The sequence below is a fragment of the Aquabacterium sp. genome (genome assembly GCF_049274795.1).
Classification (GTDB): domain Bacteria; phylum Pseudomonadota; class Gammaproteobacteria; order Burkholderiales; family Burkholderiaceae_C; genus Aquabacterium.
In genome coordinates, this window is record NZ_JBASTH010000070.1 from 143,141 (window position 1) to 166,656 (window position 23,516).

Here is a 23,516-nt window from a genome sequence, read left to right on the forward strand (position 1 = left end):
GGGAACACGCCATGAGCGACGCCGTCAAGATTGTCGAAGTGGGGCCGCGAGACGGCCTGCAGAACGAAGCCCGGCCCATCGAGACCAGCGAGAAGCTTCGGCTTGTCGAGTTGCTGATCGAGGCCGGGGTGGGGCATATCGAGGTGGCGTCGTTCGTGTCTCCGAAGTGGGTGCCCCAGATGGCGGGCAGCGCGGAGGTGATGCAGCGTGTGCCCAAGGTGCAGGGTGTGCACTACAGCGCGCTGGTGCCCAACATGATCGGCCTGGAGCAGGCCCTGGCGGCGGGATGCCGGGAGATCGCGGTCTTTGCCGCGGCCTCGGAGTCCTTCTCCCAGCGCAACATCAACTGCGGCATCCGCGAGAGCGTCGAGCGCTACCGCACCGTGGTCGAGAGCGCGCTCCAGAACGGCCTGCGCGTGCGCGGCTACGTGTCCTGCGTGCTGGGCTGCCCCTACGAGGGCCCGATCGCCCCGGACAAGGTGGCCGAGGTGGCGCACATGCTCCGCGAGATGGGGTGTTATGAAATCTCTCTTGGCGACACGATCGGCAAGGGAACGCCGCGCGGCACACGCCTGATGATCGAGGCGTGTGCCCAGCGTGTACCGCTCGGCGAACTGGCCGGGCACTTCCACGACACGTACGGCATGGCCATCGCCAATGTCTCTGCCGCACTGGACTGGGGGGTTCGTGTGTTCGACAGTTCCGTGGCCGGCCTGGGCGGATGTCCCTATGCCAAGGGCGCCACGGGCAATGTCGCGACAGAGGACGTTGTCTACCTTCTGCAATGCCTGGGGTTCGAGACCGGGATCAATCTCGAGCGCCTGGGCCGGGCAGCGTCATACATCAGTGGCGTGCTGGGTCGGCCGACCTCGTCCAAGGTCGGTCAGGCCATGGCATGCGCCACCTGACGAGGGTAGTGGCAACACGCTGCCCTCGTTAGTTTCTCCCGCCCATCAGGGCATCCGTCGCGCCGTCCCTGCGACAGGGGCTGGCCGCTGCATTTCCCACAACCGACGCACTGCACGGCACGTGCAGTGCGCGGATCAACTCAGCCTGAAGAATGGAGAAGCCATGAAGTTTCGAATCGGTTCCATCGGCTTGGCGGTATTTTCTGGCGTGGCCTGCATGGCTGCCAGCCCTGCCTTTGCCCAGTCCAATGTCACGGTCTATGGTCTCATCGACCTGGCCGTGGTGAAAGAGAGCAAGCGACCTACGGCCCTTGACCGGGGGTACCTCAACTGGCTCGGGGTCATGGGCTCCGAGGACCTGGGGGGCGGCCTGTCCGCGACCTTCAACTTGATGACGCGGTTCAACACGGACACGGGCTCCAATGAATCCAGCACCTTCTGGCACGGCGAGAGCACGGTGGGGCTCAAGAGCGCCACGCTGGGCCACCTGAGGCTGGGCCGGGCCATCACGCCGTTGTGGGGCCTGAAGTACCAGTTCGACCCCTGGGGTGACAGCTGGTTCGTCGGCTCGCTCGGCAAGTACCAGACGACCGGCCGCTTCTTCACCAACCCGACCTCCTGCATGACGGCTGCGGAGTGCCCAGGCTTCGCACGGCTGAACAACGCGGTCTTCTATGACTCGCCCACTTTCAGCGGTTTTGACTTTCACCTGACCACGCAGCTCGAGGTCGAGCCTGGTGCTGCCCGCAAGGGATCCGGGGCGTCGATCAACTATGCCTCGGGCCCCATCAAGGCCATGGTGAGCTGGGAGCGCAACACCGCGGACATGACGGCGCTGTACCTTGGCGGCTCTTATGACTTCGGTGCGGCGGTGGTGATGGGGTCGTTGGGCCAGAGCAAGCAGGACAACGTCTCCACCGAGAAGTCGTACATGGTGGCCGTGAGGGTGCCGCTGCCCAGCAGCAATGCGTTCCGGGCGGGCTATGGCCGCAATACCAGCACGAAGGACAACAAGATCAGCCTGGGCCTGCAGCACTTCTTCAGCAAGCGAACCCACGTGTATGTCGATCTCTACCGTGAGCGCATCGACTACACGCTCAATGGTTATGCCGTGGGCATCCAGCATTCCTTCTGACGCGCAAGGCGCGGCGTGGCCACCTGCCGGCCTGGCCGGCAGGTGGCCTGGCGCCGGTGCCGACTACTGGCTTGAACGATGACCAAGATCTACCCGAGCGCGCTGGACGCGCTCAAGGACATTGTCCATGACGGGCAACTTCTGGCCGTTGGGGGCTTCGGCCTGTGCGGCATCCCGGAAGCACTGATCGATGCGCTGCAGGCGACTGGGGCCAAGGCGCTCACCGTGATCTCCAACAACGCCGGGGTCGATGATTTCGGCCTGGGCAAGCTGCTCCAATCACGGCAGATCCGCAAGATGATCTCCAGCTATGTGGGCGAGAACAAGGAGTTTGAGCGGCAGTACCTCAGTGGTGAGCTGGCGCTCGAGTTCACACCGCAGGGAACGCTCGCCGAAAAGCTGCGGGCCGGGGGCGCCGGCATCCCGGCCTTCTTCACGAAGACCGGTGTGGGCACTGTGGTGGCCGAGGGTAAGGAGCTGCGTGAGTTTGGCGGCGACACCTATGTGCTGGAAGAGGCCCTGGTGCCTCACATCGCCCTGGTGAAGGCCTGGAAGGCCGATGCCAGCGGCAACCTGGTGTTTCGGCGCACGGCGCGCAACTTCAATCCGGCCGCCGCGATGGCCGGCCGGATCACCGTGGCCGAGGTCGAGGAGATCGTCGAGGTGGGTGCGATCGACCCCGATCACGTGCACTTGCCCGGCATCTATGTGAAGCGGCTGGTGCTCAATCCCACACCTGAGAAACGCATCGAGAAACTGACCCTGCGGACGGTGGAGAACTGAGATGGCATGGACGCATGAAGAGATGGCGCGCCGCGCCGCGAGCGAGCTGCAGGACGGGTTCTACGTGAACCTCGGGATCGGTCTGCCCACCCTGGTGGCCAACCACGTGTCACCCAACATCGATGTGTGGCTGCAGTCGGAGAACGGCATGCTGGGCATCGGCCCCTTCCCGCAGGCCCATGAGGTGGACCCCGACCTGATCAATGCGGGCAAGCAGACCGTCACCGTGCTGCCGGGCTCGTCGATCTTCGCGAGCCACGAGAGCTTCGCCATGATCCGTGGCGGCAAGATCGACCTGTCGGTCCTCGGGGCCATGCAGGTGTCGGAGCACGGGGATCTGGCCAACTGGATGATCCCCGGCAAGATGGTCAAGGGCATGGGCGGCGCCATGGACCTGGTGGCCGGCGTGGCCCGCGTGGTCGTGCTGATGGAGCACTGCGCCAAACATGGCGAACACAAGCTGCTGCGCCACTGCACGCTGCCTCTGACGGGCACACGCGTGGTGAACCGGATCATCACCGAACTGTGCGTGCTCGATGTACGGGCCGCAGGCTTTGTCTGCATCGAGCTGGCGCCCGGCGTGACGCCTGATGAGGTTCAACGTGCCACTGGCGCGACGGTGACGTTCGAGCTGGCCTGACTCCGCATTGTTTGTCTCCTCGGTACCCAGAGCGGTGCCTTTGGCCCGGTGTGTGCGAACCCAGCGGGCTTTTTTTCATCCGCCGGTCTTGCGCGGCCGGAACCTGAGCATGGATCGGGCAAAGCGCGGGTCGACGACATAGCCGACGTTGTACCGGCTCCAGGCGCTCACATGGCGTGCGTCCAGGCCGAAGAAGGCCCCGGGCGCGAGCGCGACGTGGTCTTCCAGCAGGGCCTTGGCGAGCGTGAGGGAGTCCGACGCCCAAGGGAACTCGGCCCACAGGTACAGCGTGTGCGAAGGCGTGCAAAAGAGCCGCGCACCCAGGCCCGTGAGCACCTTCGTGGCGTGCCTGGTCGAGCGCTCCACCTGATCCTGCAGGTGGGCCAGCTGCCGCGGATACTCGCGCGCACGCAGCACCGCATCGACGGTGCGCTCGGCATATTCCGAGGTGCTGACATGCATCAGCATCTTCACATTGGCCAGCCGCTCCGCCAGCCCTGCCTCTGCGGCAATGAAGCCAACCCGCAGGGCCGCGGCCACGGACTTGGTGAAGCTGCCCACGTACACCGTTCGACGCAGCTGATCCATCGTGCACAGGCGGGCCAGGGCATGCGGCTTGAGATCGGCGAGGGCATCGTTCTCGACGATGGTGACGTCGTACTTCTCCGCGATCTGCAGCAGACGGAAGGCCTTGGCGGGCGAGGTGTCCGATCCGGTCGGGTTCTGGCCCACGGACTGCGTGAAGAAGACCTTGGCCTTGGTGCTGATGAGCAGCCTTTCGAAGGCGGCGATGTTGGGCCCATCGGCTTCCCGGGGCACACCCACCACGGTCGTGCCATGCAACTGCAGCTTGCCGAACAGCGGGTAGTAGCCGGGCTCGTCGACCAGGGCCACGTCGCCCGGCCGCATCAGGCCGCGCACGATGATGTCCAGCGCGCCGTTCGCGCCGTTCGTCAGCACGATCTGATTGGCGCGGGCCTGGATGCTCAGGCTGGCCAGCTTGCCTTCCAGCAGATCCCGCAGCGGCCGGTGGCCATAGGGGTTGCCGTACTGGAACATCGAGGCCAGCGCCACGCGCGAGACCCGCTGCTGCACTTTCTCGAGGTGGTTGTCGGCCAGCCATTCACCGGGCGGGATGCCATGTCCGATGGCCAGGTGCTGCGGGTCGTTGTTGAGCTGCTCGCGCAGCATCCACACGGCATCCAGCGCCTTGTCCAGCGTGGTGGGCTGGTCTTCGGCTTCCGATGCGGTGGGCGCGAGCCTCACGAAATAGCCCGCACCGCGGCGTGCTTCCACTTCGCCGCTGGCCACCAGGCGATCGAAGGCCTCCACGATGCAGTTCTTCGAATGGCCATGCTGCGCGACCAAGGCGCGGATGGATGGCAGCCGTTGTCCCACGACATAGACGCCATCGTGGATCTGCTGGCGCAGGTCATTTGCGACTTGCTCGGATTTCGATGGATGTTGGGGCATTGGTGTTTTCCCTTTGCTGCGCCCAGCGCACGCGCAGTCTCCCCTGGGGGCTTGGGTGTGTGAACTGTTCTAGGACAGTTGCGGGTGTGTCTGTGAGAACTGTACCTTTTTTGTGGGTGACGGTTTCAATACAGTCTCGGCACACGATCTCCATCAGCCAATGCGCTGCGCAGTGGCTCCCGCAAGGACACGTCCATGAATCGCCTTCACCCTGCCGCGCTGCCTGTCAGCGAAGTCAAGGGCCCCTTGTCCGGTATCGTCGTGCTCGACCTCACACGCGTGGTCGCAGGGCCTTACTGCACGATGATGCTCGCCGACCTTGGCGCCACGGTCATCAAGCTCGAGAATCCGCTGGATCCCGACTACGTGCGGACCTTTCCGCCGATGGTGGCGGTGGAGGGCGAAGAGCGCAGCGGCTTCTTCGCACAGTACAACCGGCACAAACTCGGTGCTACGCTGGACCTGAAGTCTGCGCAGGGCCGCGAGCTGTTCCTGGCCATGGTGGCGAAAGCGGACATCCTCGTCGAAAACTTCCGGCCCGGCACGATGAAGAAGCTGGGGCTGGACCATGAGGCCCTGCATGCCGTCAATCCACGACTGGTGTACACCGCCATCAGTGGCTTTGGACAGACCGGTCCACATTCGTCACGCCCTGCGTTTGACAACAATGCCCAGGCGGCGGGCGGCCTGTGGTCGATGAACGGCATGCCTGGAGAGCCGCAGCGCGTGGGCACGATCATCGGTGATCTGGCCGCGTCGCTGTACGCGTCCTTCGGCACGCTGGCCGCGTTACGCCAGGCAGAAGCCACGGGCCTAGGGCAGTTGGTCGACATCTCGCAGCAGGACTCGGTGTTCACGCTGACCGAAAACGCGGTGGTCAACTACACCGTGGCCGGCAAGGTGGCGCAGCCATTGGGCAATGACCATCCCTTCGTGCGGCCTTACGGTCGTTATGCCTGCCGCGATGGCCACGTGTTCTTCGGCGCGTACACGGACAAGTTCTGGATGGAGGCCTGCCGGGCGTTCGGCACGCCGCAGTACGCGACGGATCCGGAGATCGACACCATGGACAAGCGCTTCGTGCCGGAGGTGTACGAGCGCCGGGTGCGTCCCATCGTGGAGGCCTGGTGCCAGCCGCGGACCAAGCAGGAGCTGGAAGCACTGGCCTCCGACAAGTTCCCCCTGTCGCCGATCAAGACCATCGCGGAAGCCGTGGTGGACCCGCACCTGGCGGCGCGCGCCATGTTGATGAACGTGCGTTATGGCGGCGCTCAGGCGCAGGTGTTTGCTTCCGCAGTGCATCTGTCGGCGCTCGAGTCGTCGCCGTCGGCCAGCGTGCCTCTGGTGGGCGAACACAACCAGGCGGTCTTCACCGACTGGCTCGGCGTTGAGCCCGTGCGGCTGGCGGCGCTGCGCGCGGAAGGGGTGATCTGAGCATGGCCATTGCCTACGAGTTGCGCGGTTCGACCGCGTTGATACGCTTCGACCGGCCGGCCAAGCTCAATGCGCTGACGCTGTCGATGTATTCGGACCTGGGCGAAGCCTTCAAGAAGGCCGGCGCAGACCCGGCGGTGCGTGTGATCGTGCTGACCGGTGCGGGCGAGCGCGCCTTCTGCGTCGGTGCCGATCTGACGGAATCGATCCCGGCGCTGGCGCGCAACGAGATCGACATCTCGGCCTGGGACGATGCCCATCTCAAGCACGTCGACATCGACAAGCCCATCATCGCCGCAGTGAATGGTCTGTGCATGGGCGGCGGCTTCGAGATCATGCTCGCCACCGACATCCGCCTGGCGGTGCCGCATGCGCAGTTCAGCCTGCCGGAGGTGTCGCTGGGCATCGTGCCCGCAGGGGGCACCCTGGCCCGGCTCAGCCGGCAGATCGGCCAGGCCCATGCGATGGAGCTGCTGCTGACGGCAGGCCGCTTCAGCAGCGAGCAACTGCTGCGCATGGGGGTGCTGAACCAGGTCGTGGCGCCTGATGAGTTGCTGCCATCGGCCCTGGCGCTGGCGGAGCGGATCGCGCAGCTCAGCCCGACGGCCATCGCCGTCACGAAGCGGGCGGTGCGCGAACTGGGCGAGCTGCCGCTGGGCGAGGCCTTCCGTCGTGAAGCCGTCCTGGGCCAGCAGGCCTTCACGAGTGACGATGCGAAGCGGGGGCTGGCGGCCTTCGCGCGCGGTGAACGTATGGATTACCGATCATGAACAAGCACGCGATGCATACCCAACCGATTCCTTCTGCCGCCGATGCGCCCAAAGCGCCTGCGAAAACAGCGGTGAAAGCGGCCGGCCATGACGTGGGCGCGTGGCGCAAGGCCAAGCGCTGGTTCACGCAGGAGCGCATCGTGCTGAGCCTGGCGTTCCTGCTCTTTGCCTTGTTCAGCGTGGTCCTGCCGGGGTTCGCGACCCACGAGAACATCCTGGCCCTGGTGCGCAGCGTGTCGGTGCTGGGGATCCTGGGCCTGGCGATGGCCGTGGTGGTGATCGGACGGGGCATCGACCTGTCCATGGTGGCCACGATGGCGATATCGGTGGCCTGGACGCTGGCCCTGGCGGGCTCGGGCCTGCCGCTGGAAACCGCGCTGCTCTACGGGCTCGGCTGCGCCGTGCTGATCGGCGTGGTGAACGGCATCCTGGTGGCCTATGCCGAGATCCCGGCCCTGTTCTCGACCTTGTCGATGGGCACCTTCATCTACGGCTTCGGCCGGCTCAAGCTGATCCCCTCGGATGTGGTGGCCGCGCCGGAGGACCAGCCCTGGTTCACGCAGATCGGCCAGGGCGAAGTGCTGGGCGTGCCCATGCCGGTGCTGCTGTTCGTGGTCCTGGCCGTGCTGACCGGGCTGTTCCTGCGCCATGCACGGGCCGGCCGCTTCGTCTACGCGATGGGCGACAACTACCAGGCCGCCCGCATCACGGGGATCCCTGTGCGGCCCATGATCGTGCTGCAGTACGGCGCCGCCGCGCTGATCGGCTTCCTGGCCGGCGTCATCACCGCGGCATCCGTGGCCAGCATGAACACGCGGATCGTGAACTCCACGCTCATCTACGACGTGATCCTGGTGGTCGTTCTGGGCGGCATCGGCCTGAGCGGCGGCAAGGGCGGCGTGCGCAACGTGATCGTCGGCACGCTGCTGATCGGCATCCTGCTCAATGGCATGACCATCATGGATGTCCAGTACACGGTTCAAAACGTGGTCAAGAGCTCGATCCTTCTCGCGGCCTTGATCTTTGACAGCCTGCTCAACCCGCGCGATGAGCAGACAGCCCAGCAGGGCGATATCTGAGGACAGCGCATTTTTTCTTGCACGTGCACTGCAAGAGGAGACCGATATGACCAGAATGATCAAACCCACGCTTTTCGCAACGGCCCTTCTGTCGGCAGCCCTGGCGGGCCCGGCGTTCGCGCAGGATGCTGCGCTGAAGGGCAAGACCGTGGCCTTCGTGCCCACCTCGCTGGGATACGACCTGACCGATGGCTGGAACGCCATGGTCGGCAAGCAGCTCCAGGCGCTGGGCATCAAGTGGGTCGTGCGTGACCCCAACTGGAGCACCGACGCTGGTGCGCAGGCCATCACCGCGCTCATCTCGGAGAAGCCCGATGTGCTGCTGGTGCAGAACCCCGACATCCAGTCCTATGCCCGCCTGCTCAAGCGTGCCGAGGACGCCGGCATCCGCGTGGTGCAGGTGAACATGCGCTCCGCCGCCAACACCAGTGCGTTCGTGGGCGCCGACTGGGTCGGCATCGGTGAAACCATGGCCAAGGCCGTGGTGGCCAAGTGCGGCAAGGGCACAGGCAAGTCCGGCAAGGTGAGCATCGTGCAGGGCGTGCTGACAGCAGCTGCCAGCACCTTCCAGATGAAGGGTGTCGAGAACGTCCTGGCGAAGTCGCCGGAGATCAAGGTGGTCTCCAAGCAGGCGGCCGACTGGGATGCCTCCAAGGCACGCGCCGTCACGGACACCACGCTCAAGCAGAACCCCGATCTGTGCGGCGTCATCGGCTTCTGGGATGGCCAGGACACCGGTGCGGCGGCCGCCATCCGTGAGGCCAAGCGCCAGGGCGATGTCTTCCTGGTCACCAACGGTGGCGCCGCCATGACGGGCTGCAACAACGTGGGCAACGGCAACTTCAGTGCCTACATGACCTACAACGTGAAGCAGCAGTCGGACGAGATCGTCGCCGTCGTCAAGGATCTGCTGACCAAGCCCAAGCCCGCGGCGATGGTCAACAAGGTCACCCCGGTGACCGTGATCGACAAGGCCTCGCTGCGCCCGGATTCCTGCTGGAACCTGGCCGACGTGCGCAAGTAAGTCTCACGACGTGGGCTGCCTGGCCGCCCACGTCCGTACTGGATGTTTCCGATGACCACTGACAACACCCTGGCGCGCTGGCGCTACAAGTACGTGCCGGATCACGTGCTTGGGGAGATCCTGTCGAAGAACTGGATCGACAACACCGTGCCCTTCCTCTCGCTGGTGGCGGTGCTCGCCATCTTCGGCAGCCTCATCCCCAACTTCTTCTCGCTGGGCAACCTGGGCGACAGCGCGCGCCAGCTCGGAGAGTTCGGCTTCGTCGTGTTCGCGATGATGCTGGTCATGGTGGCCGGGGGCATCGACCTGAGCGTGGGCTCCAACTTCGCGCTGGGCAACTTCGTGGCGCTGTGGCTCATGAACGTGCACGGCTGGCCCGTCGGGGCTGTGGTCCCGGTGGTGCTGATCGCCTGCGCGCTGGTGGGGCTTGTGAACGGCGTGCTCATCGGCTACCTGAGGTTGCGGGCCTTCCTGACCACGCTGGTGACGCTGATCATCGTGCGGGCGATCGTGGACATGCTGCTGCTCAAGCACGCCGTCGACATCGCCACCAACATGCCGGAATCGTCTGCATGGGAGTACCTGGGCGCTGGCTCGATCCTGGGCTTTCCCGTGAGCTTTTGCCTGCTCTTCGTGTTCGCGGTGGTCGCGCACATCTTCCTGAGCCGCACGCGGCCGGGCTGGCACATCATGGCCATTGGCGGCTCGCGCAAGTCGGCCTACAACGTGGGCATCTCCGTGCGGCGCTCCGTCTGCCTGACCTATGTGGCCTCGGGCGTGCTGTGTGGCGTGGCGGGGCTGCTGTACGCCTCGCGCCTGTCCAGCGCGGGCTCCGACACGGGCATGGGGCTGGAGATCATGGCCCTGACGGCGGCCGTGGTGGGCGGCAACAGCCTGGGCGGCGGGCGTGGCTCGGTGGCCAAGGCGGCCATGGGCGCGGTGATCGTGCTGATGATCGTCAATGGCCTGGTGCGCATCGGCTTTCAGAGCGGCGCGGGCTCCATGGCGCTGGGGCTCATCCTGATGGCGGCGATCTTCGTGGATGTGCGCTGGCTCAAGAACCGCCACAAGCTGCTGGCCAAGGTGTATGTGTCGCCGGCCTACCTTGATCTGCCGCCGGCACCGTCGACCGACAAGGACAGTGGCACGCCCTATGCCCTCAACGACAAGCTCAAGGCGGTCGAACTGATCGGCCTGGGGCAGGTGGAGGGGCCTGAAGACGTCATCTTCGATCGCGACGGCCACCTGTACACCGGCACGCGCCATGGCGACATCATGCGCTTCCTGGGGCCTGACCACACGGTGATGGAGCGCTTCGCCCACGTGGGTGGCCACCCGCTGGGCCTGGCCTTCGACCGCGAGGGCAACCTGCTGGTCTGCATCGCGGGCATGGGGCTGTACAGCGTGAGCCCGCAGCGCGAGGTCCGCAAGCTGACCGACGAGACCAACCGCACGGCCTGGTCCGTGATCGACGATTCGCGGCTGAAGCTGGCAGACGACCTCGATGTGGCGCCGGATGGCCGTGTTTTCTTCAGCGAGGCCACGGTGCGCTACGAGATGCACAACTGGGCCTACGACGCGCTGGAGAGCCGTGGCAACGGCCGCATCATCTGCTACGACCCGCGCGACCAATCGACCAGGACGGTGATCCGCAACCTGATCTTTCCGAACGGCATCTGCATGGCGCAGGATGGCGAATCGTTCTTCTTCGCGGAGACCTGGGCCTGCCGCATCAACCGCTACTGGTTCAGCGGCCCCAAGGCCGGCACGACGGAATGCGTGATCCGTGATCTGCCTGGCTACCCGGACAACATCAACCGCGCGTCCGATGGCAACTACTGGGTGGCCCTGGTGGGCATGCGCACACCGTCCATGGACTTGTCCCTGAGGATGCCGGGCTTCCGCCGCCGCATGGCCCGCCGGGTGTCGCCGCAAGAGTTGATCTTCCCGAACATCAACACCGGCTGCGTGCTCAAGTTCAACGACCGGGGCGACGTCCTGGAATCGCTGTGGGATCTGGGCGGCGAGAACCACCCGATGATCACATCGATGCGGGAGCACAAGGGCTATCTGTACCTGGGCGGCCTGTTGAACAACCGGATCGGCAAGTACCGTGTCGACGGGGCGGATGCCGACTGGACCGCCACACGCAACTACTGGGGAGGCCAGGCATGACGTCCTATGTATTGCAAGCCATCACCTCCATCGGAGACGCCCTGCTGGGGCGCGGCGATCACGCGGTGACGGTGCCCCCGATGGACGGGGCCCTGCAGCCGAACCAGGCGCTGGAGGCGGCCCGGGGTCTGCTCCACATCGAACAACCCGACAACCTGGTCGCGGTGGGCGATGCGGTCTACCTGTCCAGCGGTGCCTCCCTGTACCGGTGGCATCCTGCCGTGGGCGGCAGCGAGTGCGTGAAGACCTTCTCCGCGACGATCACCAGCATGGCGGCGTTCCCGGATGGCGCGCTCGCGGTGGGCACCGATACCGGCGAGATCCACCTGGTGGGTGGCGAGCAGGATGGCCGTACCCTGATCGCCGTGGGCGACTACCGCGCCTTCTGCCCCACGGCGCTGCTGGCCACGGGGCCGGGCCAGTTGGTCGTGGCGGAGGGCTCGTCCCGCCACCGCTGCAGTGCCTGGCGCCGCAGCCTGATGTCGCGTGACCACGCCGGTGCCGTGTGGCAGCTCGACCTGGCGCATGGCACGGCCAGGTGCCTGGCGCGGGAGCTGGCCTACCCCTCGGGCTTGTCGGCGCATCCCGCCGGTGGCCTGGTGGTCAGCGAGAGCTGGCGCCACCGCCTGCTGCGACTGCCGGCTGACGGCGGCCGGAGCACGGTGCTGGTGGCCGACCTGCCGGGCTATCCGGGGCGCTTGGCGCCGTCCTGGAACGGAGGGCACTGGCTGTGCATCTTCGCGCCTCGCAGCCAGCTCGTCGAGTTCGTGCTGCGCGAGCCCAAGTTCCTGGCCCGGATGATGAACGAGGTGCCGGAGAGCTTCTGGGTGGCGCCCTCGCTGGCGTCGGGCCGCGATTTCCGCGAGCCCCTGCAGGGCGGCGCCATCAAGTCGATGGGCATCCTCAAGCCCTGGGCGCCCACGCGCTCGTATGGCCTGGTGGTCCACCTGGACCGGAACTACCTGCCTGTCGACAGCCTGCACAGCCGGGCAGACGGCCGCCGGCATGGCATCACCAGCGCGCTGGAATGGCGCGGTGAGCTGTACGTGGCGAGCCGAGGAGGCGACGAAATCGTTGCCGTGGCCAGATAAGGAATCGAAGCAGGACCTACCCATGAGCACATTAGTCGAACTTCGCGGCATCACCAAGGAGTACTGGGGCGCGTACGCGGTCAAGAACATCAGCCTTAGCCTCAAGCAGGGCGAGATCCATGCCCTGCTGGGTGAAAACGGCGCGGGCAAATCCACCTTGACCAAGATGATCGCGGGTGCGGTCAAGCCCTCGCGCGGGCAGATGCTGATCGATGGCCAGGAGACCAGCTTCGACACGCCGAACGCGGCGCTGCGCAGCGGCATCGCCATGGTCTACCAGGAGACCAGCCTGGTGCCCTCCCTGACGGTGGCCCAGAACCTGTACCTGGGCGACGAGGACTTCTTCAACCGCCTGCGTGGCCTGTACATCTCGGCCCAGCAGTTCCTGCAGAAGCTGAACTTCAACGTCGATCCCACCAAGCTGGTGTCGCAGCTGGGCGCCGCGCAGCGGCAGATGGTGGAGATCGCACGCGCGGTGCACCACAAGGCGCGTCTCATCATTTTCGATGAACCCACCGCGACGCTGACACCCGAAGAAAAGCACCACTTCTTCGGCCTGATCGACCGACTCAAGAGCGAGGGCGTCTCGATCGTGTTCATCTCCCACGCGCTGGAAGAGGCCCTGGCCATTTCCGACCGGGTCACGGTGCTGCGCGATGGCGAGCACGTCATGACCGAGGACACCGCGAAGCTGGACCGCGACAAGATCGTGAAGGCCATGGTGGGGCGCGACCTGTCCGACAGCATCTACGCCAAGGACGGGCAGGCACGCACACGGCGCCCTCGAGGCGAGAAGCTGCTGAGCGTGCAGAACCTCTCGATGGGCACCATCGTGAAGAACAATGCGTTCTCGCTGTACGCCGGGCAGATTACGGGCTTCTTCGGCCTGATCGGCTCCGGGCGCACGGAGACGGCCAAGATCATCGCCGGCGTCGTCAAGCGCGACTTCCTGCATGGAGGCGAGATCTTCCTGGACAACCAGCCCGTGCGCTACCGGACGCCCCGGCACGCGGTGGCCGATGGCATCGTGTATGTCACCGAGGATCGCAAGATAGAGGGCTTCTTCGAGACGATGTCCATCGCCGAGAACATCCATGCCGGCCGCCTCGCGACCAGCGATCCGGGCGATGTGTTCGTCAGCTACCGCGAGATGGCGGAACTGGCCGAACACTGGCGCAAGTCCCTGAACATCCGCGCCATCAGTGGCGATGCCAAGGTGATCGAGCTGTCTGGCGGGAACCAGCAGAAGGTGGTCATCGCGAAGTCCCTGGTGCAAAAGCCCCGCCTGGTCATCTTTGACGAGCCGACCCGTGGCGTGGACGTCGGGGCGATCGCCGAGATCCACCAGTTGATCCACCGGCTGGCGGACGCGGGGCTGGCCGTCATGGTGATCTCGTCCTATCTGCCCGAAATCCTGGCACTGTCGGACCGCATCCTGGTGATGCGCCAGGGGCGGGTGGTCGAGGAGTTCACACCGGAGTCGGCCAAAGAAGAGCGGATCATGTATGCCGCCGTGCACTGAGGCCCGACAATAGGGCCCATGGATCCCAGCCGCATCGCCGCCATCTCCTTCGACCTCGACGACACCCTGTGGCCCTTCCTGCCTTGCCTGGTGCGGGCCGAAGGCGCCTTGATGAACTGGTTGATCGCGCAGGCCCCGGCGACCGCTTCCGTGCTGGATTCACCGGCGGCGCTCAGGCCCTACCGCGACAGGGCGGTCGACGGGCATCCGCACCTGCGGCATGACCTGAGCGAGTTGCGCCGCGTGGCCATCCGCACCTTGCTGCATGACGTCGGCGAGGACGTGGCGCTGGCAGAGCCCGCGTTCGATGTGTTCTTCGCCGAACGCCTGCGTGTGGAGTTGTATGCGGATGTGCTGCCCGCGCTGGCGCGGTTGAGCCGGCGCTATCCCCTGGTGGCCCTGACCAATGGCAATGCGTGCATCCACAAGGCCGGGTTGACCGAGCACTTCAAGGGTAGTCTGAGCGCAGGCATCCTGGGCGCCGCCAAGCCGGATGCGGCGGCATTCGAGGCGGCCGCATCACTGGCCGGAGTGGAGACCTCCCGGTTGTTGCATGTGGGTGATGACTGGGCGCTGGATGTGGAGGGGGCCCTGAAGGCCGGCGCGCAGGCGGCCTGGGTGGTGCGCCAAGGTGACGCGCCCGTCGTGCCACCGACCGAAGCGCCTGCGCCGGTGGTGGTGCGTGATCTGGCGGCGCTGTGTGAACTGCTGGCTTGTGACTGACCCGGGGCCCAGTGCATGGGCGATGTGGGCGGACTGATCGCGTCCGCGGACTTGTCGCGTATGCTTTCAGACCACGCTCAGCGCCCTGGGCGCCCATCACTCCCTAGCCTCACATGCCTCTCCAAGCCGCCATCATCGACCTCGACGGCACCATGGTCGATACCCTCGGTGATTTCGTCGTCGTGCTGCACCACACCCTGGCCGATCTGAACTGCCACCCGGTGGAGGTGGCCCGTGTCAGCCGCGAGTTCATCGAGCAAACCGTGGGCAAGGGCACGGAAGACCTGTTGCGCAAGACCCTGGCCCACGCCTGGGGCCTGCTCGATGATGACGCCGAGGTGCTGGCCCAGTTGCCCCAGGCCCTGGCCCGCTACAAGCACCATTACGAACGGCTCAACGGCCAGAACGCCCAGGTCTACCCCGGCGTGGCCACCGGCCTGGCCCGCCTGAGCGAGCTGGGTGTGCCCCTGGCCTGCCTGACCAACAAGCCCACAGCCTTTGCAGAGCAACTGCTCACGCTCAAGGGCCTGCGCGGCTACTTCCGGCATGTGTTCGGTGGCGATGCCTTCGAGCGCAAGAAGCCCGATCCGCTGCCGCTGCTCAAGACCTGCGAGGCGCTGGGCACCGAACCGGCCCGCACGCTGATGGTGGGTGACTCCAGCAACGATGCGCAGGCCGCGCGCGCGGCCGGCTGCCCGGTGGCGCTGGTGCGCTACGGCTACAACCATGGCCACCCGATCGAGGAGGTGCCGGCCCTGGTGCACGTGGACAGCCTGGACGCGCTGGATTGGCCGGCCCTGAGCCTGGCGGCCGACAGCGGCGCCTGACCCTGCCGGCAGCATCGGTTCGCGCACTGAACGCACAATCCGTCGAACGGGCCAACCCTGGCCATCGACCGATTGACCTGCACAGGAGCGAGAGACGATGCCCAGCAAGAACACAGTCTGCCTCTGGTACGACGGCACGGCCGAAGAGGCCGCGCGCTTCTATGCCGCCACCTTCCCTGGCAGCTCCGTCGGCGCGATCCACCGCGCGCCCGGTGACTACCCCTCTGGCAAGGAAGGCGACGTCTTGACGGTGGAGTTCACCGTGATGGGCATTCCCTGCCTGGGCCTGAACGGCGGCCCGGTGTTCAAGCCGGACGAGGCCTTCTCTTTCCAGGTCGCGACCGACGATCAGGCCGAGACGGATCGCCTGTGGAACGCCATCGTGGGCAACGGCGGGCAGGAAAGCGCCTGCGGCTGGTGCAAGGACAAGTGGGGCCTGTCGTGGCAGATCACGCCGCGTGCGCTCACCGAAGCCATCGCCGATCCGGATCGCGCCGCAGCCAAGCGGGCCTTCGACGCCATGATGCAGATGGGCAAGATCGACATCGCCACGATCGAGGCTGCGCGCAGGGGCTGACAGCCCCCAAGGGCGCCCAACCCAACCCGGGGCACTCAGTTCAAGGCATCAAGCAGCGGTGGCGCCTGGTAGTCGAGCAAGGCGTTCTTCAGATCCAGCGTGGTCGGCGCCTTGCCGATCCACACGCGCAGCACCGCGTTGAAGAACGCCGTCATCTGGATGGGCAGGCCCGAAGGCTGGCCGTTCACGAAGAAGATGGTGCCCCGCTGGGGCACGTACTCGATGGCGATGGTGTCGCCGGGCACCATGCGTTTCATGTGCGAGAAGATGCGGCCCATCTCCACCGTGGCGGGGATCAGCTCGCGAAACTCCTCGCGCGAGCTGTTGGCCTCGATGCCGCGGGCGATCAGCTTGCCCAGCTCGTCCACGCGCATGGGCACCAGCATTACGAAGCGCAGCTGCTTGGGGCCGGGGGTCTTGAGCAGGGTGTCGGCGTTGGAGTTCTTGGTGGTGACATACAGCCCCACCGTGTAGACCTTCTGCAGGGCCTTGTAGCTCAGGCCCGAGCCGTTGAGCTGCAGGGTCTGGCCCTCGACCTTGATGGTGGGCTCGTAGCGCACACCGGCAATCTCGGTGTTGACGGCCCAGGCGGGCGAGGGCGTGGCAACAACGGCGGCCAAGGCGGCCAGGCAGAGCACCATCCCCGTGCCGAGGCGGGTGGTGTGGCGGGCGGCCGCGGCGCTCAGCGCGCGTCGTCCCTGGCGTGCGGTCGAACAGTTCATGCGATGGCTCGTGTCGGCAATGCGTTGATGTTACTCCCGGGCGTCGGGGGGAGGGGTTCAGGGTCTGCCCCGGGGCATGGCCTGCCTGCTACACTGATCCGCATGTTCATGCCGCGCCGTTGGATCAAAGAAGCGAGCGAAGGTCCCCATGACCGGGGAGCCTGGCCCTGGCGTGGCGGCGCCCTGGTCACCCCCCTCGCCCGCCCCCGGTAAGCGCTGCGCGCCTCGCGCCGCAGCCTGCACTGCCGCGACACCTCCGCGCACGCGCCCACGCACCGCGAACACGAGCTGAACACCCATGATCTCCCAAGACGACTTCAACGCCCTGGCCGCGCAGGGCCACAACCGCATCCCCCTGGTGGCCCAGGCCCTGGCCGACCTCGACACCCCGCTGTCGCTCTACCTCAAGCTCACGCATGGCCAGCGGGACCACAGCTTCCTGCTCGAATCCGTGGTGGGCGGCGAGCGCTTCGGGCGCTATTCCTTCGTGGGGCTGCCTGCCCGCACGCTGCTGCGTGCCACCGGCCCGCACGTCGAGGTGCTGACGGATGGCCAGGTGGTCGAGACGTTTGATGGCAACCCGCTGGATTTCATCGCCCAGTACCAGGCGCGCTTCAAGGTGGCGGTGCCCGAGGGCCTGCCGCGCTTCATCGGCGGGCTGGCCGGCTACTTCGGCTACGAGACGGTGCGCTTCATCGAGCCGCGCCTGGCCGGTGTCACCAAGCCGCAGGGCATCGGCACGCCCGATATCCTGCTGCTGCAGTGTGAAGAACTCGCCGTCATCGACAACCTGGCCGACCGGCTCTACCTGATCGTCTACGCGGATCCGTCCGTGCCGGGCGCCTATGGCCAGGCCCGCGCGCGCCTGACCGAGCTGCAGGCCCGCCTGAACGAGACGGTGGCTGTGCCGCCCATCGGCGCCGGCCCTGCCTACCCGGTCGAACGCCACTTCGCCAAGGCCGATTTCGAGGCAGCGGTGCTGCGTTGCAAGGAGTACATCGCCGCGGGTGACTGCATGCAGGTCGTCATCGGCCAGCGCTTGCAGAAGCGCTACACCGCGTCGCCCCTGAGCCTGTACCGCGCGCTGCGTTCGCTCAACCCCAGCCCCTACATGTACTACTACGACATGGGGGACCACCACATCGTCGGCTCGTCGCCCGAGATCCTGGTGCGCCAGGAGCATGTCGAGGGCGGCCAGAACGTCACCATCCGCCCCATCGCCGGCACCCGCCCGCGAGGCGCCACCCCTGAGGCTGACCGCGCCAACGAGGCCGAACTGCTGGCCGACCCGAAGGAGCGCGCCGAGCACGTCATGCTGATCGACCTGGCCCGCAATGACATCGGCCGCATCGCCCAGACGGGCTCGGTCAAGGTGACGGAGGCGTTTGGCATCGAGCGTTATTCGCACGTCATGCACATCGTCAGCAACGTCGAGGGGCGCCTGAAGGAAGGCCTGTCGGGCCTGGACGTGCTGCGTGCCAGCTTCCCGGCCGGCACGCTCAGCGGTGCGCCCAAGATCCGCGCGATGGAGATCATCGACGAGCTCGAGCCCGTGCAGCGCGGCGTCTACGGCGGTGCCGTGGGCTACCTCAGCTTCGCGGGCGACATGGACGTGGCCATTGCCATCCGCACCGGCGTCATCAAGGACCAGACCCTGTACGTGCAGGCCGGTGCCGGCGTGGTCGCCGATTCGGTGCCCGAGCTGGAATGGAAGGAAACCGAGGCCAAGGCACGCGCCGTGATCCGCGCGGCCGAGCTGGTGGAGCAGGGCCTGTAAGCCTCCATGGATGCGGCTTGGCGGGCATCTTGCATGTGTCCGGCTTACCATATCAGGGTAAGCCATGGCTTCGGGTCATCCCTGAATGGCCGATAAAGTCAGGATCACCCCTTCCGACCCATCTCCAGCAGTGCAGCGGCCTCAATCGTGATCTACACCCTCGCGGTCTACACGACGGTGACTTTCGTCACAGGTGTGGCCCTCCTGCTGGTCTGGCGCAACGACCGTACCCAGGCCTTCACGCGCCTGCTGGGCCTGTCGCAGGTGGCGCTGGCCGCCAACCCGCTGGCCTACCTGGCCTGGAAGAGCCCCCACCCGCTGCTGCACATGGTGGGGCAGTTGGTGATGATCGGCCTGGGCACCGCCTACATCGTGATGCTGATCATGGGGGGCGCGCACCTGTCCCACCGCCGGATCTCGCAGCGCACCTGCTGGGGCCTGGTGGCCGGCTTCGGGCTGTTCTATACCCTGGTCGCGCTGACGATCAGCTCCGCCCATGGGCAGATGGCGCTGGCCACCTGCAACACCCTGGTCGGGCTGATGCTGATCTGGTGGCTGCGCCGGCTGGGCCGTGCCGAACTGCTCAGCGGCGTGTTCATCACCCTGTGCGGCCTGGACCAGTTCACCTTCGTGGTGCTGGGCGATGCCGGGGTCGAGCCGCAGACGGCCGTGGCCACGGTGCTGCGCGTGATGCTCTGCCTGAGCCTGATCTACGCGGCCTTCGAGCGCTCGACCAAGCAGATCCGCCGCCTGCACCAACGCTTCGAGGAACTGGTGAGCCGTTCCCACCAGGGCGTGACGGTGATGCGCAACGGCAAGGTGGTCTACGCCAACCCGGCCTTCCTGCGCATCTATGGCCTGGCTGACCCGGAGCAGGCGCGCCAGGCCCTGCTCAAGCCCTGGCTGGATGCCACCGTGCCCGAGGCGGACCGAGCCTCCGTGGTCGAGCGCACGCTCCGCATCATGGCCGGGCAGGTGGCGCAGGAGAGCTGGGAGGGCGAGCGCGTGTCCATGGACGGCCGCCGCCTGCAGCTGCGCTTCTCCGCCTGGCAGGTGGACTGGGACGGCCAGACCGCCATGCAGATGGTGGTGACGGACGACACCGAGCGCCACGATGCCATGCGCGCCCTGCTGCGCCGCGCCACCCGCGACGAACTCACCGGCCTGCCCAACCGCAGCGCCCTGCTGCAGCGCCTGCGCGAGCTGTTCTCCGATGGCGAGATCGCCGGCTTCGTGCTGGTGTCGCTCGATGTGGACCGCTTCAAGCTGTTCAACGACGCCCATGGCCACCGCGTGGGCGACCAGGTGCTGCAGGCCCTGGCGCAGTCGCTCAGCCAGCACTTGCATGAACACGCCGAGGTGATGCGCCTGGGCGAGGACGAGTTCGCGCTGCTGGCCCTGGCCAGCGATGGCCCCGCCATGGCCGAGCGCCTGACCCGCACCGTGCGCGAGATGCTGGCCCAGCCGCTGCAGTTGCCCGAGCACCAGTTCTTCCTGGATGTGTCCATGGGCGTGGCCGTGCACCCCTCGCAGGCGCAGGGCCCCGAAGGCCTGCTGCAGGCCGCCAACGCCGCCATGCACGAGGCCAAGCGCCTGCCGGGCACCTCGGTGCAGTTCGCGCAGGAGCAGGCCCAACGCGGCATGGGCGCGCTGCTCACGGCCGAACAGGCTCTGCGCGCCGGCCTGCGCAATGAAGAGTTCACGCTGCTCTACCAGCCCAAGGTGGATGCGCGCGATCACCGCTTGGTGGGCTTTGAGGCCCTGGTGCGCTGGGACCGCCCCGGCCAGGGCCGCATCAGCCCGCTGGATTTCATCCCCGCGGCTGAACGCACGGGCCTGATCGTGCCGCTGGGCGCGCTGATCCTCACGCAGGCCTGCCGGCAGCTGGCGCAATGGCAGGCCGAGGGCGGGCAGGCCGTGCCGGTGGCCGTGAACGTGTCGCCGCTGCAGTTGCTGGACGCGGGCTTCCCGGCTGCGGTCATGCGCACCCTGGCCGAGTTCAAGGTACCGCCCGCCCTGCTCACGCTGGAGATCACCGAAAGCGCCGCCGTGACCCACATGGCCCAGGCACGCGACCAGATCGGCCAGTTGCGCCAGCAGGGCGTGGAGGTGGCGCTGGACGACTTCGGCACGGGCTTCTCGTCGCTGAACATGCTGCGTGGCCTGCCGCTGTCCACCGTCAAGATCGACCGCAGCCTGATCGACCCGATGCCCGCGCCAGATGCTGCGGCCGTGGTCAAGTCCATCTGCGACCTGGCTGGCGTGCTGAACCTGGAAGTGGTGGCCGAAGGCGTCGAGACCACCGAGCACGCCACCGCAGCCCTGGCCGCCGGCTGCAATGTGCTGCAGGGCTATTTCTTCGCCAAGCCGCTGGAAGTGGCCGTGGCCACCGAGTGGCTGCAGAAGCCGCGTTGAACCGGCCCGGTCAGCGGGCAGCCACGGGCATCAGACGGGTGCGCAGCCTGTCCTGGGCGGGCAGTTCGATCCAGCGGTACACCAAGGCAGACAGCCCGAACACGATCACCAGATAGCCCAGTAGCCACAGGGGGCTGTCCAGCGGCAGGCGTTCGGCCAGGTGCGGCCCCAGCGTGGCGGCCAGCAGCAATTGCAGCGGGAAGTGGATCAGGTAGCTGGCGTAGGTGGTGTTGCCCAGCAGGGTGATCCAGCCGGCGGTGCCTGCAGATCGCGGCTGCACCCAGGCCAGCAGCGCCAGCACGGCGGCCGGGGTGGCCAGCGCCACATAGACCATGGGGCGCAGCATGTCGGCCAGTGCCATCGCAGAGCCTGCCATCAGCGCCAGCGTCGTCGCTCCCAGCACAGCCCGCCGCTGCGCGGCCGGCCGGCTGGCCAGTGCCTGGTGCGCCAGCTGGGTCAACCCGCCCAGATAGAAGAAGAACAGGCACAGCACCACTGGGTGCATCGTCAGCTTCAGTGCATAGATGATGCCGGACACGCCGATCACGGCCACCGCGTGCCACCAGCGCGTCAGCCCCAGGCGGCACAGCCCGAAGAAGATCGCGTAGACCAGGATCTCGATCGAGATGCTCCAGATCGGGCCGTTGAAGGACCATTCGAAGCCCGAGGCCCAGTCGCTCACCATGAACAGCTGCAGCACGAAGTGCAGCGCGTCGTTGTTGCCGTAGACAAAATCGGCGCCCGAACCCGCTCGTTGCCGGTAGAGCACCAGCAGCCCGGCCACCGCCAGCAGGGTGATCAGGTGCAGGGGGTACAGGCGCGAAAAGCGCAGCACCGCGAAGCGCCAGCCGCCCACCCGCCCTTGTGACACCGGCTGGGCGTACTTCCAGAAGAAGATGAAGCCCGACAGGCACCAGAAGGCCTGCACACCCAGGAAGCCGTGGTGGTACAGCGGCTGCAGCAGCGCGAACCAGGGTTGGGCCTCGCGGCTGAAGCCCACGGGCTGGCCGCCCACGTAATAGAAGTGCTGGTAGTGCCACACCAGCACCGACAGCGCGCAGGCAAAGCGCATCAGCTCCAGGCCAAGCAAGGTCTTGGGGGGTACGGCCGAGGTGCTGGAAAGAGGGGCGCTCATCGTTGCCGTGGATCATGTCACGGCGGGCATGTTTTCAGGCTGTGGGACGCCCCCCGATAACGGGGGCCCCACGGGGCTGGGCCCGCCCATGTAGAATGAGCTTCATGCAGCACCCCTCGGGCTTCAACACTCGCCTGTTCTTCGGCTGGTGGCGGTAACGCCAGCCAGACACTGCACGCCCCTGCGCGCCGCCTCCCCGATGGCGCGACACACACAGAGGGCTCACCACCGAGGGGGGAATCATCGAGGGCCGTGCCACGCACCTGACCCTGAACAGAATCCACGCACAGGATCGTTCCCATGCTGCTCATGATCGACCAGCCCCAAGGTCGTTTTCTGGCGTCCCATACAGGCTCAAAATCCGGCGTTCTCCTGGGGACCTTGGCTCTTGACGTCTCACCAAAGCCCCCTTCATCCCGGAAAAAAGCGGGTATCAAAGCGGGTATCGGTTTTGAGCCGTTGCCATGGTCAAAGCAGCCGTCTGACGGTGCCTTGTAAGCAGCATTGCACCCACTGATCTTGACGCGCCAGGCATGGCTGCAAAGATGAATTCAGGTCGGCTCGCCTGTGCGCGCCGGGGAATTCAGCGGAGCAGCCATGCCACTCACCGACATCAAGATCCGTCAGGCCAAGGCCAGCAAAAGGCCGCTGAAGCTCTCAGATGGCAATGGCCTGTACCTGGAGGTCAAGCCCAGCGGCTCGAAGCTCTGGCGCTACCGGTATCGCATCGATGGCAAGGAGAACCTCTATGCCATTGGCGACTACCCAACCATTACCCTTTCCCAGGCGCGCAAGGTCCGCGACGACGCACGCGAGCTGATTAAAAGGGGGCAGCACCCTGCGCATGATCGACAGAACGGGCGCCGCCAAACCATCGCGAGCAATCGCGACACCTTCAAGGCCATCGCACAGGAGTGGATTGAGAAAAAACGTGGTGGCTGGACGCCCTACTACCTGCTGCAAATCGAGCGGGGCATGAAGACGGACATCTACCCGCGCATCGGACGACTGCCCATCCGAGCTGTGACATCGGCAGACGTCCTGGCCATCCTGGACCGTGCGTCGAAGCGTGGCGCGGAAACCGTGGCGCTCAATTTGCGCCAGTGGTGTTCGGCTGTGTTTCGCTATGCCGTCGCAACTTTGCGCGCGGACCTTGACCCTGCGGCGCCTTTGCGTGGCGCCGTCATTCGGCCACCCGTTGAGCACAGCAAGCCGCTGTCACGAGAAGACATCGCAGACCTGCAAAATCGACTCGCTGTGTACGGCGGGCACCGCACCACCATCATTGCCGTGCGACTCTTGCTGC

The 23,516-nt window shown here is 66.3% G+C and carries 21 protein-coding genes; 18 read left to right on the plus strand and 3 right to left on the minus strand.

The features are described from left to right. Positions 1-11: 11 nt before the first annotated feature. The 4 genes from WAQ08_RS10715 to WAQ08_RS10730 all read left to right on the plus strand — a co-directional run bounded on the left by WAQ08_RS10715 (position 12) and on the right by WAQ08_RS10730 (position 3,466). Positions 12-908: a hydroxymethylglutaryl-CoA lyase gene (locus WAQ08_RS10715; RefSeq protein WP_422191562.1), complete on the plus strand. Its 897-nt coding sequence runs from the start codon at positions 12-14 to the stop codon at positions 906-908. Between the two features lie 163 nt (positions 909-1,071). Further along, on the plus strand, positions 1,072-2,043 hold the full coding sequence (locus tag WAQ08_RS10720) for a porin (RefSeq protein ID WP_422191563.1): 972 nt from the start codon (positions 1,072-1,074) through the stop codon (positions 2,041-2,043). Positions 2,044-2,121: 78 nt separating this feature from the next. Further along, positions 2,122-2,826, plus strand: a complete 705-nt coding sequence (locus WAQ08_RS10725; RefSeq protein ID WP_422191564.1) for a CoA transferase subunit A — start codon at positions 2,122-2,124, stop codon at positions 2,824-2,826. Between the two features lies 1 nt (position 2,827). Beyond that, the gene (locus tag WAQ08_RS10730; RefSeq protein WP_422191565.1) at positions 2,828-3,466 is read left to right on the plus strand and encodes a CoA transferase subunit B; all 639 of its coding nucleotides are present in this window, start codon (positions 2,828-2,830) and stop codon (positions 3,464-3,466) included. 75 nt (positions 3,467-3,541) lie between these two features. Here the strand turns inward: WAQ08_RS10730 and WAQ08_RS10735 are convergent, their stop codons facing one another. Next, positions 3,542-4,939, minus strand: a complete 1,398-nt coding sequence (locus WAQ08_RS10735) for a PLP-dependent aminotransferase family protein (RefSeq protein WP_422191566.1) — start codon at positions 4,937-4,939, stop codon at positions 3,542-3,544. Positions 4,940-5,134: 195 nt separating this feature from the next. Between WAQ08_RS10735 and WAQ08_RS10740 the strand changes: the two genes are divergently transcribed. The 10 genes from WAQ08_RS10740 to WAQ08_RS10785 all read left to right on the plus strand — a co-directional run bounded on the left by WAQ08_RS10740 (position 5,135) and on the right by WAQ08_RS10785 (position 16,161). Continuing rightward, positions 5,135-6,373, plus strand: a complete 1,239-nt coding sequence (locus WAQ08_RS10740) for a CaiB/BaiF CoA transferase family protein (protein ID WP_422191567.1) — start codon at positions 5,135-5,137, stop codon at positions 6,371-6,373. A 2-nt stretch (positions 6,374-6,375) separates the two neighbouring features. Then, on the plus strand, positions 6,376-7,143 hold the full coding sequence (locus WAQ08_RS10745) for an enoyl-CoA hydratase/isomerase family protein (RefSeq protein ID WP_422191568.1): 768 nt from the start codon (positions 6,376-6,378) through the stop codon (positions 7,141-7,143). Beyond that, a complete protein-coding gene (locus tag WAQ08_RS10750; RefSeq protein WP_422191569.1) occupies positions 7,140-8,222 on the plus strand; it encodes an ABC transporter permease in 1,083 nt (360 codons plus the stop codon). Before WAQ08_RS10745 ends, WAQ08_RS10750 begins: the two co-directional genes overlap by 4 nt. A 46-nt stretch (positions 8,223-8,268) precedes the next feature. Further along, on the plus strand, positions 8,269-9,246 hold the full coding sequence (locus WAQ08_RS10755) for a sugar ABC transporter substrate-binding protein (protein WP_422191570.1): 978 nt from the start codon (positions 8,269-8,271) through the stop codon (positions 9,244-9,246). 51 nt (positions 9,247-9,297) lie between these two features. After that, entirely contained in the window at positions 9,298-11,421 is a 2,124-nt protein-coding gene (locus tag WAQ08_RS10760; protein ID WP_422191571.1) for an ABC transporter permease, read from the plus strand. Continuing rightward, entirely contained in the window at positions 11,418-12,512 is a 1,095-nt protein-coding gene (locus WAQ08_RS10765; RefSeq protein ID WP_422191572.1) for a strictosidine synthase, read from the plus strand. Before WAQ08_RS10760 ends, WAQ08_RS10765 begins: the two co-directional genes overlap by 4 nt. 22 nt (positions 12,513-12,534) lie before the next feature. Beyond that, positions 12,535-14,034: a sugar ABC transporter ATP-binding protein gene (locus WAQ08_RS10770; RefSeq protein WP_422191573.1), complete on the plus strand. Its 1,500-nt coding sequence runs from the start codon at positions 12,535-12,537 to the stop codon at positions 14,032-14,034. 18 nt (positions 14,035-14,052) lie between these two features. Next, positions 14,053-14,757, plus strand: a complete 705-nt coding sequence (locus WAQ08_RS10775) for an HAD family hydrolase (protein WP_422191574.1) — start codon at positions 14,053-14,055, stop codon at positions 14,755-14,757. 113 nt (positions 14,758-14,870) lie between these two features. Continuing rightward, positions 14,871-15,584: a phosphoglycolate phosphatase gene (gph, locus tag WAQ08_RS10780; protein WP_422191575.1), complete on the plus strand. Its 714-nt coding sequence runs from the start codon at positions 14,871-14,873 to the stop codon at positions 15,582-15,584. 97 nt (positions 15,585-15,681) lie between these two features. Continuing rightward, entirely contained in the window at positions 15,682-16,161 is a 480-nt protein-coding gene (locus WAQ08_RS10785; RefSeq protein WP_422191576.1) for a VOC family protein, read from the plus strand. 35 nt (positions 16,162-16,196) lie between these two features. On the opposite strand, the gene WAQ08_RS10790 is transcribed toward WAQ08_RS10785, so the two are convergent. Further along, complete coding sequence (locus WAQ08_RS10790) at positions 16,197-16,883, minus strand: chalcone isomerase family protein (RefSeq protein ID WP_422191577.1); 687 nt, start codon at positions 16,881-16,883, stop codon at positions 16,197-16,199. 298 nt (positions 16,884-17,181) lie between these two features. Between WAQ08_RS10790 and trpE the strand changes: the two genes are divergently transcribed. Together trpE and WAQ08_RS10800 are read left to right on the plus strand one after the other, a co-directional pair. Further along, entirely contained in the window at positions 17,182-18,660 is a 1,479-nt protein-coding gene (gene trpE, locus WAQ08_RS10795) for an anthranilate synthase component I (protein WP_422191578.1), read from the plus strand. Positions 18,661-18,807: 147 nt separating this feature from the next. Next, a complete protein-coding gene (locus WAQ08_RS10800) occupies positions 18,808-21,075 on the plus strand; it encodes a putative bifunctional diguanylate cyclase/phosphodiesterase (protein ID WP_422191579.1) in 2,268 nt (755 codons plus the stop codon). A gap of 10 nt (positions 21,076-21,085) precedes the next feature. Here the strand turns inward: WAQ08_RS10800 and WAQ08_RS10805 are convergent, their stop codons facing one another. Further along, positions 21,086-22,210 carry an acyltransferase family protein gene (locus WAQ08_RS10805; RefSeq protein ID WP_422191580.1) on the minus strand — a complete coding sequence of 375 codons (1,125 nt, stop codon included), beginning with the start codon at positions 22,208-22,210 and terminating at the stop codon, positions 21,086-21,088. A gap of 300 nt (positions 22,211-22,510) precedes the next feature. Here WAQ08_RS10805 and WAQ08_RS10810 point away from each other — a divergent pair, with 300 nt between their 5' ends. Further along, a complete protein-coding gene (locus tag WAQ08_RS10810; RefSeq protein WP_422191581.1) occupies positions 22,511-22,708 on the plus strand; it encodes a hypothetical protein in 198 nt (65 codons plus the stop codon). A gap of 99 nt (positions 22,709-22,807) precedes the next feature. Then, a partial coding sequence (locus tag WAQ08_RS10815) for a tyrosine-type recombinase/integrase (RefSeq protein WP_422191582.1) occupies positions 22,808-23,516 on the plus strand: 709 nt, incomplete at its 3' end.

Bases quoted from the DNA above. Each gene is read 5' to 3' on its own strand.
- gph (WP_422191575.1), top strand. From the start codon at position 14,871: ATGCCTCTCCAAGCCGCCATCATCGACCTCGACGGCACCATGGTCGAT.
- WAQ08_RS10720 (WP_422191563.1), top strand. From the start codon at position 1,072: ATGAAGTTTCGAATCGGTTCCATCGGCTTGGCGGTATTTTCTGGCGTG.
- WAQ08_RS10735 (WP_422191566.1), bottom strand. From the start codon at position 4,939: ATGCCCCAACATCCATCGAAATCCGAGCAAGTCGCAAATGACCTGCGC.
- WAQ08_RS10715 (WP_422191562.1), top strand. From the start codon at position 12: ATGAGCGACGCCGTCAAGATTGTCGAAGTGGGGCCGCGAGACGGCCTG.
- WAQ08_RS10790 (WP_422191577.1), bottom strand. From the start codon at position 16,883: ATGAACTGTTCGACCGCACGCCAGGGACGACGCGCGCTGAGCGCCGCG.
- WAQ08_RS10770 (WP_422191573.1), top strand. From the start codon at position 12,535: ATGAGCACATTAGTCGAACTTCGCGGCATCACCAAGGAGTACTGGGGC.
- WAQ08_RS10805 (WP_422191580.1), bottom strand. From the start codon at position 22,210: ATGAGCGCCCCTCTTTCCAGCACCTCGGCCGTACCCCCCAAGACCTTG.
- WAQ08_RS10810 (WP_422191581.1), top strand. From the start codon at position 22,511: ATGCTGCTCATGATCGACCAGCCCCAAGGTCGTTTTCTGGCGTCCCAT.
- WAQ08_RS10740 (WP_422191567.1), top strand. From the start codon at position 5,135: ATGAATCGCCTTCACCCTGCCGCGCTGCCTGTCAGCGAAGTCAAGGGC.
- WAQ08_RS10745 (WP_422191568.1), top strand. From the start codon at position 6,376: ATGGCCATTGCCTACGAGTTGCGCGGTTCGACCGCGTTGATACGCTTC.
- WAQ08_RS10765 (WP_422191572.1), top strand. From the start codon at position 11,418: ATGACGTCCTATGTATTGCAAGCCATCACCTCCATCGGAGACGCCCTG.
- WAQ08_RS10760 (WP_422191571.1), top strand. From the start codon at position 9,298: ATGACCACTGACAACACCCTGGCGCGCTGGCGCTACAAGTACGTGCCG.
- WAQ08_RS10750 (WP_422191569.1), top strand. From the start codon at position 7,140: ATGAACAAGCACGCGATGCATACCCAACCGATTCCTTCTGCCGCCGAT.
- WAQ08_RS10730 (WP_422191565.1), top strand. From the start codon at position 2,828: ATGGCATGGACGCATGAAGAGATGGCGCGCCGCGCCGCGAGCGAGCTG.
- WAQ08_RS10785 (WP_422191576.1), top strand. From the start codon at position 15,682: ATGCCCAGCAAGAACACAGTCTGCCTCTGGTACGACGGCACGGCCGAA.
- WAQ08_RS10775 (WP_422191574.1), top strand. From the start codon at position 14,053: ATGGATCCCAGCCGCATCGCCGCCATCTCCTTCGACCTCGACGACACC.
- WAQ08_RS10755 (WP_422191570.1), top strand. From the start codon at position 8,269: ATGACCAGAATGATCAAACCCACGCTTTTCGCAACGGCCCTTCTGTCG.
- WAQ08_RS10725 (WP_422191564.1), top strand. From the start codon at position 2,122: ATGACCAAGATCTACCCGAGCGCGCTGGACGCGCTCAAGGACATTGTC.
- trpE (WP_422191578.1), top strand. From the start codon at position 17,182: ATGATCTCCCAAGACGACTTCAACGCCCTGGCCGCGCAGGGCCACAAC.